This is a genomic window from Micromonospora sp. NPDC048843 (assembly GCF_040649965.1).
GTDB classification, from domain to species: Bacteria; Actinomycetota; Actinomycetes; order Mycobacteriales; family Micromonosporaceae; genus Micromonospora; species Micromonospora hortensis.
On record NZ_JBEZGJ010000075.1, the window covers coordinates 19282 to 33312 of the forward strand.

The window sequence follows — 14031 nt, forward strand, 5'->3', positions numbered from 1 at the left end:
GAACGCTACCTACGATTTCCACGAATGCCCCGAACAGGGGCAGAGGATCCGAATCAAGGGTGTGGGAATGACAAGGAAACCACAGTACGCAGCCGCTACCCTCGCCTCAGTGGCGCTGATGACGGTCGCCGCGGCTCCGGCCCCGGCCCTCGCCGGCCCGAGCATCCGCGCGGACGAGATTGAGGACGTACCGGACATCACCGCCGAGTGGTACCGCGACATCGTCGAGTGGGCCGACACCACCCCGGGCTTCGTCCAGGTCTTCATGGAGCACTTCACCGAACTGAGTATCGTGCTGCTCGCGGCGATCTGGGCGCTGGTCTTCTGGCGCACTCGCCGGGGTCCGGCCCGCCCGATGGCGATGATGCTCGTCGGCGGGGCCGCGGTGGTGCTCTCGTACGGGCTGAGCGAGTGGTCCAAGACCTACCTGGACGCGGAACGCCCCTGCCGGACGTTTCCGGACCTGCCGATCATCGCGAACGAGTGCCCGCCGACCGGCGACTGGTCGTTTCCCAGCAACCACAGCACGATCGCGGCCGCCTTGGTCGCCGCGATCTTCCTGGTCTCCTGGCGGATGGGCCTGCTCGCACTACCGATCGGTGCCCTGGCCGCGTTCTCCCGAGTGTTCGTCGGCGTGCACTACCCACACGACGTGATGGCCGGCTTCCTGATCGGCATCGTGGTCACCACGATCGTGGTGCTGCTTTTCGCCCGCCCTGCCACCAGGCTGGCCGGCTCGTTGCGGGAACGGCCCGGGCTGGATCGCCTGCTCACCGCTGGCGGGCCCCGGGTCCGGACCGGCGGACAGCCGGCCGGGCCACGCGGCTGAACCCGCTCGCCCCAGCGCGGACGGCCCGTGTTCCCCCGGCACGGGCTGTCCGCCCCCTCCGGGGCCAGCAGCCGCGGCCCCGGTAGTGCATCGGCCAGCCGCGCACACGTCTCAGTCGGCCAGGCCGGCCTGGTACGCCAGCAGCGCTGCCTGTACCCGGTTACGCAGCCCGAGCCGGGCCAGGATCGCGCTGACGTGCGCCTTCACGGTGCCCTCGACGAGGTTCAGGTTGACGGCGATCTCCGAGTTGGACAGTCCCGAACCGACCAGCCGGAGCACGTCACGCTCCCGGTCGGTCAGAAGACCGATCTGATCACGCGCCGCCGCGCCGCGGATCACGTGCCCTCCGGTCGACCCTCCGCTGAACTGCGTGATGACCCGGCGCGCGACCTTCGGGGACAGATAGGCGCCGCCGTCGGCCACCGCCTGCACCCCGGCGATCAGCTCCCGCGGATCGCCGGTCTTCAGGACGAAGCCGCTGGCCCCCTCGTCGAGCGCCCGAGCGATGTACTCGTCCTCGGAGAACGTGGTCAGCATGATCACCGCGGTGGCCGGTACCGCCCGGCGGATCTCCGCGGCGGCCTGAAGGCCGTCCATGCCGGGCATCCGGATGTCCAGCAGGGCAACGTCGGGCCGGTGCCGGCGCGTCTGCTCCACCGCCTCACGCCCGTCCGCCGCCTCGGCCACCACCTCGATCGACGGCTCGTTGGCGAGAATCGCGCCGACCCCGGCGCGGATCATCGCCTCGTCGTCGGCCAGCAATACCCGGATCACATCGGTCTCTTCTCACTCAGCGAATGGGCGGCGGCAGAACGTCCTTGGTGACCAGCCGTCCGTCGCGAAAACACAGCCGGTACACGTCGAACGGGGTCGGCACGAAGCCTGCGGCGGACCGGTAGTACTCGCAGGTGCTGCCCTCCGGCGGCAGGGGACCACCCTCGTCGCGACGCTCCGGCACCTGGCGTTCCGGGAGCCGGCTGGCGACGTCGTCACGGCTGGCGCCGATCGGCAGCGCGCGGAACCGCTCGGGCGGCAGGCGCGAGGTCAGGCTGTCGTGGGCGTACAGCGCCATCAGCGTGCCGGTGAGCGCGCCCACCAGCACCGGGGGCAGTGTGAACGCGAGCACCAGGCCGCGCCGGGCCCGGCTGCGGGCGCGGCGGAACCCGGCCGCGGTGGTCGGCGGGGCAGGCTCCGGACCGGCCTCCTCAAACACCGGCCCCGGCCGCACGGGAAGTCGCGCCACGACCTGGAAGCCGCCGTCGGGCAGCGGCCCGGCGCGCAGGACGCCACCGGCCAGCCCGACCCGTTCCTGAAGGCCGGTGAGCCCGCGGCCGCCCTGCGGCGGGGGCGCGGCCGGGGCCTGCCGAGGTGGCTCGTTGCGCACGGCCACGACGATCTCGTCGTCGTGGCGGTCGAGCCGCACCTCGACCGGCGTGGCACCGACGTGCTTGACGGCGTTGGTCAGTGCCTCCTGCACCACCCGGTAGGCGGCTCGGTACTGCATAGGGGCCACGTCGGCGTACTCGCCGGAGGCGCACAGTACGACCGGGATGCCGGAATCGACGGCGCGCGCGACCAGTTCCTCGATGTGCTCGTGGACCGGCCGCAGCGGCGCCTTGTCCTCCTCGTCCCGCAGCAGTCCGATGATCTCACTGAGCCGCTCGGCCGCGGTGGTGACGCCGGCCCGCAGTTCGGAGGCGGCGGCGCGGTGCTCCGGAGCCAGGCCGCTGGCCAGTTCGAGGGCGCCGGCACGCAGGGCGATGAGACTCAGCTCATGCCCGAGCGAGTCGTGCATGTCCTGCGCGATGCGCGCGCGTTCCCGCAGGCGGGCCTGTTCGGCCACGACACGCTGCTCGCGTTCCAGTTGGGCGGCCTGGTCCCAGCCGGTCCGCACCAGGTCGGCCTGCAGCCGGCGGAACGAGCCGACCAGCGCCGGGAACAGACCGAAGACGATGACCCCGGCGGTCCACACCAGCCAGGTGTACAGCTCGAGGTTCTGCAGCAGTTGGACCACGGTGCCGAGCACCAGCACCCCGGCAAGGCCGCCGAGCGTCGCGAGGTTCAGCGCGCGGCGGCGACCGGCCAGGTAGGACAGCACCAGCACGGCGACGAACAGCCGCCAGTCGATCGCGCTGACGGCCAGCGCCCCGAGTGCCGTGGACCCCGGGTGGGAGCGGCTCAGTGCGAACGCCACCACGATCACGACCAGGCTCAGCGGGGCGATCCACCCCGGCCCGTCCTCGCCGACGGAGTCGATGATCAGCGGAGACGCCATCGCCACGGTGAGCAGGACCGCTCGGACCACGGCCCACGGGCCGGCGGCCCGGAGCCGGCCCGTGATCCGTGTCAGCTCGTCCATCCGGCTCAGGGTACCCAATGGCCCCGGCTCACCGACCGCTGTATGCGGGGACCCGGGCTCAGTCCGACATGCCGACGAGGATGCGCCGGGCACCGGAGTACGGACGCCGTCCGTGCCCGACAGCGACGTTGTCGATCACCATGAGGTCACCGGCCCGCCAGTCGACGTCGATCGCCGCCTCCAGGCCACGGTCCCGGACCTGCCGCACGTACTCGGCCGGAATCGGGCTGCCGTCGGCGAACGTCACCGACTGCGGGAAGTCCTCCTCCGGCATCATCTCGGCCAGCGCCATCGCGTACTCCTCCTCGAGACCGGCGATGTGCCACTGGTCGGACTGGTTGAACCAGACCTCCTCGCCGGTGACCGGGTGCTTGAGCGTCGACGGGGCGGGCTGGTTGATCCGCAGCCCGCCGTCCGCGCGCCACTGCCAGGTGGCGCCGGTGGAGGCAAGGATCTCCTCGGCGGCTTCCCGGCTGTCCACCTCGAAGGAGTCCTGCCAGCTCTTGCCCAGGCCCAGGCCGCCGTGCAGGTTCTGCCTGTATATCAGCCCTTGGGCGAAGGCTTCGCGAACCTCGTCGTCGATCGACTCCAGCCAGCGCGTCCCGTCCACGACCGGGGTGGCGCCGCCGGTAGCCGCCGGAGTGTGGCAGTAGAAGAACAACCGAGCCGGCCAGGTGGCGGCGTACGACAGTTCGTTGTGCATGGTGATCGTGAACGCCTCGGGATACTCGGTCGACGTGTAGACGTTGTCGCCGACCTTCGTGCGCGGAGTGGTGCCGTGCACGTACGCGAGCCGGTGCGGCAGCAGCAGGTCCATGACCTGCTCCAGCTCGCCGGGGTCGACGCCGAAGTCACGGAAGACCAGGGCCTTGTTGCGCAGCAGCAGCTCGTCGATCGCACGCCGGTCGGACAGGTACTCGGCGAGGCCGGCGGCGCTGCCGGGCCTGCCTGCGTCGGCGGGCCGGATCTCGAGCGGCTTCCAGGTGATGTCGACGGTCATGGTCGCGTCCTTTCTCGGGTAGGGGTGCCGATCAGCCGACGAACGCCGGGGGCACGGCGTCGACGAGCACGCGGCCGTCCGCGGTGGTGGGGTCCGAGCCGACCTCGACGACCTGGTTGTGGTCGTCGACGAAGACCACCCGCGGCACGAAGTCACGGGCCTCGGCGTCGTCCATCACGCCGTACCCGATGACGATGATCAGGTCGTTCGGCTGTACCAGCCGAGCAGCCGCACCGTTGACCTTCATGACGCCGGTGCCGGGCTCGCCCTCGATGACGTACGTCTCGAACCGTGCGCCGTTGTTGACGTCGACGATGTGCACCAGCTCTCCGGGCAGCAGGTCGGCGGCCTTCAACAGGTCAGCGTCGACGGTCAGCGACCCGACGTAGTGCAGGTCGGCCTGGGTGACGGCGGCTCGGTGGATCTTGGACTTGAGCATCGTCCGGAACACGAGGATCTCCTTCGTTGCGGCAAACGGTCAGGGGCGGGCGAGCACGGCGCCGATCAGGGCGGTCGGCACCGGCTCGGTGAACAGTTGTTCGTGCTCGGCGTCCACTTCGACATCGGTGATGGGTCCTGTGACGAACGGCGCCCACGACTGCGCGTCACGCCGGGCCTTCGCCTCGGCCGAGGCCCGGCCGGCGGTGAAGAACGTGAGCGGGCCGTCGAAGACCCCGGGCGTGTGCCGGCGCATCAGCCGGACGTTGTTGACGTAGACGTCCTTGACCGCGAGTAGCTGGGCCTCGTCGAGGTCGGCCACCGAACGTCCTTCCCGGCGCAGGAACTCGCGGTAGCGGGCCAGCGGGAAGCCGCCCTGGGTGAGTTCCTCCGGGGTGAACTCGAAGCCGATGGCCCGCAGGTTGTTTCCGATGATCTCGGCCTCGGTGGGCTCCGGCCCGCCAGGCCGCCGGTTCGGGTAGGCGTCCGCGATGATCAGCTCCTCGACCTCGGCGCCCTGCTCGCGGAGCAGGACCGCCATGGCGTGCGCGACCACGCCGCCGAACGACCAGCCGAGCAGCCGGTACGGCCCCTCCGGACGGGCCGCCCGCAGCTGCTCGACGTAGCCGGCAATCATGTCGTCCACCCTGGCCGGCAGCTCACCGCCGCCGTCCAGGCCGCGCGCCTGCAGCCCGTACAGCGGCACCTCAGGCCCGAGATGCCGGACCAGCCCGGCGTAGCACCAGCTCAGCCCGGCCGCCGGGTGCACGCAGAACAGCGGGGTCGCCGACCCGGCGGGCCGCAGCGACAGCACCGGCCCGAACACCTGGGCGGGCCGGCCGCTCTCCAGCTCGGCGGCTAGCCGGGCGACGGTCGGGGCGGTGAACAGGTGCCGGATCGGCACCGGCAGGCCGAACGCGTCGCGGATCCGGTTGGCGAGTCGGCCGGCCAGCAACGAATGGCCGCCGAGGGCGAAGAAATCGTCGTCGACGCCAACCGAGGGCAGCCCGAGGATCTCGGCGAACAGGTCACAGAGCACCTCCTCGCGCGGGCCGACCGGGGCCCGGGACGCGGTGGCCCTGCCGTCCGGAGCCGGCAACGCGCCGCGGTCCAGCTTGCCGTTGGGTGACAGTGGCAGCTCGGCGAGCATGACGAACGCCGATGGGATCATGTAGTCCGGCAGCGTCTCGCCCACGTGCTTGGTGAGCAGCCCGGGCTCGGGCCGCTCTCCCTCGACAGGGACGACGTACGCGATCAGGCGCCGGATGCCGGGCCGGTCCTCGCGGGGCACGACCGCGCAGCGCCCGACCGACGGGTGCTCGGCGAGCCGGGCCTCGATCTCCCCCGGTTCGATCCGGAAACCGCGCACCTTGACCTGGTGGTCGGCGCGGCCCAGGTACTCCAGTTCGCCACCGCGTCGGCGGACGAGGTCGCCGGTGCGGTACATGCGACCACCGGCCGGGCTGGCCACGAACCGCTCCGCGGTCAGCCCGGGCCGCCGGTGGTACCCACGGGCTAGCCCCGCCCCGGCCAGATAGAGCTCGCCGGGCACACCGTCGGGCACCGGCCGTAGGCGGTCGTCCAGCACGTGCGCGGCGGTGTTACCGATCGGCCGTCCGATCGGCGGGGCTGCTGGCCAGTCCGCGACCGCGTCGGGCAGGACGAACGCGGTGCCGACGTGAGTCTCGGTCGGGCCGTAGTGGTTGTGCAGCCGCCGGCCGGGCCGGGCCGCAACCAACCGGCGGACCGACGGGTTGAGCGTGAGCGCCTCACCGGCCTGAATCACCGCGCGCAGCTCGGGCAGCTCCGAGGCGGTCCCGACGGCCGCCTCGGCGAGCGCGTCGACCACCAGATTCGGCCCGTGGAACTCGCTGATTCGCTCGCGTTCGAGCCAGGCGAGCAGCTCCCGCGGGTCCCGGCGAACCTCCTCCGGGCATGGCGCGAGCGTACGGCCGGTGAGCAGCGCACCGAGCGTCTCCTGCACGGACACGTCGAAGCTGATCGCCGCGAACTGCGCGGTCCGGGTGCCGGGGCCACCGGGCAGCGCCGACGCGTGCCAGGCGATCAGGTTGACCAGCGCGCCGGCCGGCATGACCACGCCCTTGGGCCGGCCGGTCGAGCCGGAGGTGTAGATCATGTAAGCCGGATGGCGCGGGTCGCGGCCCGGGTCCGCCGGTTCGCTGGCCGGACCGTCCGGTTCCTCGTCGAGCAGGAGCGTCGGCAGCTCGTGCGGGGGCAGCCGGTCGGCGGCCGCGGCCGTGCTCAACACCAGCGCGGGGGCCGCGTCGCGGAGCATGTACGCCAGCCGTTCCGCCGGGTAGTCCAGGTCCAGCGGCACGTACCCGGCGCCGGCCTTGAGGACCGCGAGCATGGCCACCGCCAGCGACGCCGACCGGGGCAGGGCCAGCGCGACGAACCGCTCCGGGCCGGCCCCGTGCGCCAGCAGCCGGTTGGCGAGCCGGTTCGCTCGCGCGTCCAGCTCGGCGTAGGTGAGCACGTCGCCGCCGGGCTCGACCAGCGCCGGCTCGTCCGGGATGGCCCGGACCCGGGCCGCGAACCAGTCGGCCGGGGTCCGGTACGGCAACGCGGCCGCAGTGGCGTTCCACTCCTGGAGCGCCAACTCCTCGGCGGCGTCCATCACCGGCAGCTCGCCGATCCGCCGGTCTGGGGCCTCGACGACCGCTGCGAGGATGCGCAGCAGACGGTCGCGCAGGCCGCGGGCGGTGGCGGCGTCGAACAGGTCGGCGTGGTATTCCAGCACGCCGGTCAGCCCGCCCGGGGAACCGTCCTCCCCGGTCTGCTCGGTGATCGCGAACATCAGGTCGAAGCGGGCCACCTCGGCGCCGATCCGCTGCCCCGTGACCGCGAGGCCGTCCAGCGACCGGACCGCCTCCCGGGCCTCGTGCTGGTCGGTGTTGTCGAAGGCCAGCATGACCTGGAACAGCGGGTGCCGGGCCAGCGACCGAGGCGGATTCAGCACCTCGACCAGCCGCTCGAACGGCACGTCCTGGTGGGCGTACGCGGCCACGTCGGTGTCCCGGACCCGACGCAGCAGCTCGGCGAAGGTGGGGTCGCCGCTGGTGTCGGTACGCAGCACAAGCGTGTTCAGGAAGAAGCCGATCAGCGCGTCGAGCGCCTCGTCCGGCCGGCCCGCGATCGGGGTGCCGATCGGCACGTCGTCGCCGGCGCCGGACCGGGACAGCACGACCGCGACCGCCGCCTGGACCACCATGAACAGGCTGGCCTGCTGCTTACGGGCGAGCTTGCCCAACGACCGGTGCAACTCGGCCGGGATCGTGAACGGCACCCGCCCGCCGGCCGCCGACAGCTCCGCCGGACGCGGCCGGTCGGTGGGCAGGTCGAGCTGGTCCGGCAGTCCGGCGAGAACCTCCCGCCAGTACGCGATTTGGCGCCCGGCGACGCTGTCCGGATTCCCCTCGTCGCCGAGGTGGGCGTGCTGCCAGAGTGCGTAGTCGGCGTACTGCACGCTCAGCGGCGCCCACTCGGGGGCCCTGCCGCGTGTGCGCGCCCGGTAGGCGGCGGTCAGGTCACGGGCGAGCGGGCCCCGGGACAAGGCGTCGCTGGCGATGTGGTGCACGACCAGCAGCAGTACGTGCTCCTGCGGGCCGAGCCGGAACAGCCGGGCCCGCAGCGGGGTGTCGGCGGCGAGGCCGAACCCCTCGGCGGCGGCCGCCCGCAGCAGTCCGGGCAGCTCCTGTTCGGTCGTGGTGACCACGGGCAGCGCCGGCCGTACCACAGCGGCCTCCCGGATCACCTGGTGCGGACCCTGGTCGTCCTCGGCGATGACGGTGCGCAGCACCTCGTGCCGGGCGGTCAGGTCGGCCAGCGCGGCCTCCAGCGCGGCGACATCGAGCGGTCCGGTGAACCGACGGGCGACCGGGACGTTGTAGTTGGCCGCAGCGCTCTGGAGCCGATTGAGGAACCAGAGCCGCTGCTGCGCGTGCGAGAGCGGGAGCCTCGGTGGGCGCGGCCCGGCGGTGACGGCCGGGCGGGCTGAGGCGGCGCCGTCCAGCGCACGGGCCAGTCCCGCGACGGTCGGCGTGGCGAACAGCTGCTGGATCGGCAGATCCGCGCCGAGCACGGCCCGCACCCGGCTTACCAGCAGCAGCGCCTTCAGCGAGTGTCCGCCGAGCTGGAAGAAGTCGTCGTCGACCCCGACCCGTTCAAGTCCGAGCAGGTCGGCGAAGAGGCCACAGAGGATCTCCTCGCGCGGGTCGCGTGGTTCCCCGCGTACGGGCGTGTCGCCGGCGGCCCCGTCCGGGGCGGGAAGGGCCGCGCTGTCGAGCTTGCCGTTCGCCGTACGCGGCAGCTCCGCCAGCCCGACGATCGCGGACGGCACCATGTAGTCCGGCAGGACCTCGCCGAGGCGCTTCCTCAGCTCGGCGGGCTCCGCGGCCGGAACGACGTACGCGATCAGCCGCTCGTCCCGGACGACGACCGCGGCGGCGGTTATTCCGGGCGATGCCAGCAGGACCGATTCGATCTCGCCAGTCTCGATCCGGAAGCCGCGAACCTTCACCTGACCGTCCGCGCGGCGCACGAACTCCAGCTCACCGTCCGACCGCCACCGCACCACATCACCGGTGCGGTACATCCGGCGTCCGTCCGCGGCCGCCACGAACCGTTCCGCGGTCAGCCCCGGGCGGCCAACGTAACCGCGGGCCACGCCGGAACCGGCCACGTACAGCTCGCCGGGCACGCCCGCCGGCACCGGCCGCAACCACGGGTCGAGGACCAGAAGCCGGACACCGGCACGCGGCCGGCCGATCGGTACCACGCCGTCCGGCACCGGCGCGCCTGCCCGGATCACGAACTCGGTGGCGTTGACCGTGGTCTCCGTCGGCCCGTACGAGTTGTGGACCGGGACATCTGGGTTGGCCGACCGCCAGTCCGCGAGCACCGCCCCGACCAGTTGCTCCCCCGCCATGACCAGCGTCCCGGAGGGCGAGACACCGGCCAGCAGCGGCGCGTGCGTCGGCGTGGCCTTCACCAGCGACACCTCGGCGCCGGGCTCGAGTGGCGACACCCATACGCAACCACCGGCCACGAGCGGCCCCCACAGTGAGGTGACCGCCAGGTCGAACGCCGCCGATGAGTGCAGCGGGACCACCCCGGACAGGCCCGGGTAGTCCGACCGGGACAGGTAGGCGCCCAGCGAGCCGTGCGAGACGACCACGCCCTTGGGCACGCCGGTCGACCCGGACGTGTAGATCACATACGCCGCCGACGCCGGATCCGCCTGCGCTGCCGGCGGCCCGGCCGGGTCGACCGGCTGGTCGACGCGTACCTGCGGCAGGCCGGCGGGCAGCAGGTCCGCGGTCGAACTCGAGGTCACCGCCAGCATCGGCGCGGCGTCGGCACAGATCGTGGCCAGCCGCTCGCGAGGGTGGGTGGGGTCGACCGGCAGATAGGCGGCGCAGGAGCGGGCCACCGCGAGCAACGCCACCACCTGCTCGGCGCCGGGCGGCAGGGCGACCACGACGACCTTCTCCGGTCCGGCGCCGACGTGGGCCAGGTGCGCCGCGAGGGCAGCCGAGCGGCGGTCCAACTCGGCGTAGGAAAGTTCGGTGTCGCCGTGCCGCAGGGCCGGGGCGTCCGGCGTCCGCGCGACCTGCTCCGCGAACATCGCCGGCAGCGTCGTCACGTTCTCGGGCAGTGCCGGCCCGGTTCCGGCGCTCAGCATCGGGGACGGGTCGGTCAGGTCCAGGCGGGACAGCCGCACCGCCGGGTCGACGAGGAACGCGTCGAGCACGCGCCCGTACTGTCGCAGTACGTCCGCGGCGTACTCGGCGGTGACGTGACCGGGCTGGTAGTCGAGTCGGAACCGCAGCCGCGCCCCCAGCTTGGCGACCAGGCCGAGCGGATAGTGGGCGCAGTCGCGGCTCTCCACCGCAGTGACCTTCAGGTCGCCGTCGCCGTCCTCGCCGTCGCCGCGCTGCACCGGGTCGCGGGGATAGTTCTCCACCACGGTCTTGGTGTCGAACAGTTCGCCGAGACCGGTCGAACGCTGCACCTCGGCGAGGCGGACGTGTTGGTGCGTCAGCAGCCGGGCCTGCTCGCCCTGGAGCCGGGCGAGCATCTCCGCGAGGCTCTCCGCCGGGTCGAGCCGCAGCCGCAGCGGCACGGTGTTGATGAACATGCCGACCATCCGGTCGACGCCGGGCAGATCGGCGGGCCGCCCGGAGACGGTCACGCCGAACACCACGTCGTCGCGGCCGACCAGCTTGGACAGCACGAGCGCCCAGGCGCCCTGCACGACGGTGTTGAGGGTGAGACCGTACTCGCGGACGCGGTCGTTGAGCCGGGTCTCCTCCGCCTCGCTCAGTGTGAAGTCGAGCTGGCCGGGCAGCACGCTGGACCGTCCGGCACCGGACGGGGCGATCAGCGTCGGCGTTTCCAGGCCGGCCAGCGACTCCCGCCACGCCTCGGCGGTGGCCTCCGGGTCCTGCGCGCCCAGCCAGGCAAGGTACTTCTTGTACGGCTGGATCGGCGCCAGCCCGGAGCCGTCGCCGTCGGCGGCGTACAGGGCGAGCAGGTCGCGCAGCAGCATCGGCCGGGACCAGCCGTCCCACAGGATGTGGTGGTTGGTCAGCACGAAGCGGTAGCGCCGCACGTCGAGCCGGATCAGCGTGAAGCGGACCAGCGGCGGGTCGGCCAGGTCGAACCGCCGGACCCGGTCGGCGTCCAGGAACTCGGCCAGCCGCCGCTCCCGGTCGTCCTCCGCGAGGCCGCTCAGGTCGATCTCCTCGAACCGCAGCGGCACCTCGCGCGGAATCAGCTGCACCGGACGACTCAGCCCTTGATGCCGGAATCCCGCGCGCAGGTTCGGGTAGCGGCGCTGGAGACCGGCCGCGGCGTGGCGCAGCCGCTCGATGTCCAGCCGTCCGGTCAGTTCCAGCGACATCTGGACGATGTATATGTCGAGTTGTTCGGCGTGGTAGGCGCTGTGGAACAGCAGGCCCTCCTGCAACGGGGACAGCGGAAGGATGTCCTCGAGTTCGGCCCGGTTCACTTCTCTGTCCTCCACTCGGCTTGCAGCATGTCGATTTCGTTCTGGTCCAGCAGTGACAGCGAGACGTCGGACGGCGTGAAGCCGCCTGCGTCCGGCTGGGTGGCCTGCCGGGCGAGCGCGCGCAGGGCGTCGCCCCAGGCGTCGGCGAGGGCTTGCACGTCCGGTTCGGTCAGCAGCTCGCCGGCCCAGGTCCAGGTGCAGACCAGTTCCGGTCCGGCGGGGCTCTCGCGGGTCCCGGCGAGCAGGTCGACGGCGTAGGCCAGCGGCATGCGCGGGTCGCGGCCGCCACCGAACCCACCTCCGGGAACCGGGGCCCAGTCGCCCTCCCGGGTCGCGCCAACCCGGCCCAGGTAGTTGAACCGCAACTGCGGCGGTTCGGCTTCGGCCAGCACCGCGGCGGTCCGCGGGTTCAGGTAGCGCAGCAGCCCGTAGCCCAGGCCCTTGTCCGGGATCCGGCGCAGCTGTTCCTTCACCCGCTTCAGCGCCGTCCCGGCGGCCGGACCCCCCGACCACACCTCGCGCTCGTCGAGGTCACCGGGGTCGAGGTGCACCGGGTAGAGCGCGGTGAACCAGCCGACCGTCCGGGTCAGGTCGGTCCCCGGCAGCGCCTCCTGCTCACGGCCGTGACCTTCGAGGTCGATCCGCACGCCAGTGCCCTCCACCGGGCCGCGCTCGCGCCGCCAGCGCCCCACCGCGAGGGCCAGAGCGGTCAGCAGCACATCGTTGATCTCGGCCCGGAACGCGGCAGGTACCTCGGTCAGCAGCGGTTCGGTGACCTCGGCGGGCAGCGTGACGATCAGGTGCCCGGTGCTCCCGGTGGTGTCCCGCGAGCGGTCCAGCGGGTCGGTCAGCGGCGGCGAGCCGGCCTCCGCGATCGCCCGCCACATCGGCAGCTCCGCGGTCCGGCGGGGGTTCTCCGCCTCCCGGGCCAGGCGATGCGCCCAATCCCGCAGCGCGGTGCCGGCCGGTGGCAGCTGCGGCGCTGCGCCCGCGCGGTGCGCCCGCCACGCCGCCGCGAGGTCGGGCAGCAGGATCCGCCAGGAGACCCCGTCCACGACCAGATGGTGCAGGACGAGCAGGAGCAGCCCGGGCTCCGGTCCACGGTCGAACCAGACCGCCCGCAGCATCTCGCCGTCGCGCGGGGCGAGCTCGCCGGCCGCGGCGACGCCGTGCTCGCGCAGGACCGCGGGCAGCTCGTCGTCGCCGAGCCCGCGGATGTCGACCCGGCGCAGCAGCGGGACGGCGGGAACGGTCGCGCGGGGCCGGATCTCGTAGTTCCAGGTGCCGCGCAGCCGGAGCGCGTCGTGGTGGTCGATCACCGTCTGGAGCGCCGCCGCGAGGTCGTCGAGGCGAGCCTCGGCGGGCACCTGGACCAGCATTGACTGGTGGTAGCTGTCGATCGGGCCGCCGTCGCCGGCGAGGTCGTGCAGCCACCGGGTGATCGGCATCGGCGTGACCTCACCGGAGTCGCCGGCCGTGTCGGTGACGACCGGGACGGCCGCCTCGGTCACGACGTCGGCGAGGGCCTCGACCGTACGGTGCTCGAACACGTCGCGCGGACTCAGCGTCAGCCCGGCCGCGCGGGCTCGGCCGACGAGCTGGAGCGACAGGATGCTGTCGCCGCCGAGGCCGAAGAAGTCCTCGTCGACGCCGACCCGCTCCAGCCCGAGTACCTCGGCGAACAGCCGGCCGAGCAGTTCCTCCCGGGCGGAGCGGGGTTCGCGGGAGCCAGGGCCGACCTGGTGCGTGGGCGCGGGCAGCGCAGCGGTGTCGAGCTTGCCGTTCGGCGTCCGTGGCAGGGCGTCCAGGGCGACGATCGCCGCGGGAACCATGTAGTCCGGCAGGGTCTCGCCGAGCTGCTTGCGCAGCGGGCCCGGCTCCACCGTGGTGCCCGCGGCGGGCACCACGTAGGCGACCAGGCGACGGTCGCCCGCCCGGTCCTCCCGCACCGTCACTGCGGCGAGCGCGACGCCGGGCGACGCCATCAGCGCCGACTCGATCTCACCGGTCTCGATCCGGAAACCACGCACCTTCACCTGGCTGTCGGCTCGGCTCACGAACTCCAGCTGCCCATCAGCCCGCCACCGCACCACATCACCAGTGCGATACATCCGCCGCCCACCCGACGCCGCCACAAACCGCTCCGCCGTCAACCCAGGACGACGCAAATAACCCCGCGCCAACACCACACCCGACACATAAAGCTCACCCGGAACACCCACCGGAACAGGCTGAAGAAAATCATCCAAAACAAACACCCGCGTATTCCAAAACGGACGACCAATCGGCACCGCCCCCGAAGACACCTCCACACCCGGCTCAATCACATAATCAGTACAATTAACCGTCGCCTCAGTCGGACCATACGCATT

7 protein-coding genes and 1 pseudogene are annotated in these 14031 nt (G+C 72.5%); 1 reads left to right on the top strand and 7 read right to left on the bottom strand.

What is annotated here, in order from left to right; all coding sequences use genetic code 11:
* Positions 1-109: 109 nt before the first annotated feature.
* The gene (locus tag AB0C20_RS18650; RefSeq protein ID WP_357568419.1) at positions 110-829 is read left to right on the top strand and encodes a phosphatase PAP2 family protein; all 720 of its coding nucleotides are present in this window, start codon (positions 110-112) and stop codon (positions 827-829) included.
* Between the two features lie 111 nt (positions 830-940).
* Here AB0C20_RS18650 and AB0C20_RS18655 read toward each other — a convergent pair whose 3' ends face one another.
* From AB0C20_RS18655 to AB0C20_RS18685, 7 genes and pseudogenes are all read right to left on the bottom strand, one after another.
* Positions 941-1603 carry a response regulator transcription factor gene (locus AB0C20_RS18655; RefSeq protein ID WP_357568414.1) on the bottom strand — a complete coding sequence of 221 codons (663 nt, stop codon included), beginning with the start codon at positions 1601-1603 and terminating at the stop codon, positions 941-943.
* Between the two features lie 16 nt (positions 1604-1619).
* Positions 1620-3188, bottom strand: a complete 1569-nt coding sequence (locus AB0C20_RS18660; RefSeq protein ID WP_357568415.1) for a histidine kinase — start codon at positions 3186-3188, stop codon at positions 1620-1622.
* A 58-nt stretch (positions 3189-3246) separates the two neighbouring features.
* Positions 3247-4188, bottom strand: a complete 942-nt coding sequence (locus tag AB0C20_RS18665; RefSeq protein WP_357568416.1) for a TauD/TfdA family dioxygenase — start codon at positions 4186-4188, stop codon at positions 3247-3249.
* Between the two features lie 31 nt (positions 4189-4219).
* Positions 4220-4639: an aspartate 1-decarboxylase gene (gene panD, locus AB0C20_RS18670; protein WP_357568417.1), complete on the bottom strand. Its 420-nt coding sequence runs from the start codon at positions 4637-4639 to the stop codon at positions 4220-4222.
* A gap of 27 nt (positions 4640-4666) precedes the next feature.
* A complete protein-coding gene (locus AB0C20_RS18675; protein ID WP_357568418.1) occupies positions 4667-11674 on the bottom strand; it encodes an amino acid adenylation domain-containing protein in 7008 nt (2335 codons plus the stop codon).
* Positions 11656-13716, bottom strand: coding sequence for a condensation domain-containing protein (locus AB0C20_RS18680; protein ID WP_357568420.1), 2061 nt, complete (start codon positions 13714-13716; stop codon positions 11656-11658). The genes AB0C20_RS18675 and AB0C20_RS18680 overlap by 19 nt, the downstream gene beginning before the upstream one ends.
* A 120-nt stretch (positions 13717-13836) precedes the next feature.
* Positions 13837-14031 (bottom strand): annotated as a pseudogene (locus AB0C20_RS18685) (AMP-binding protein); the annotation flags it as partial.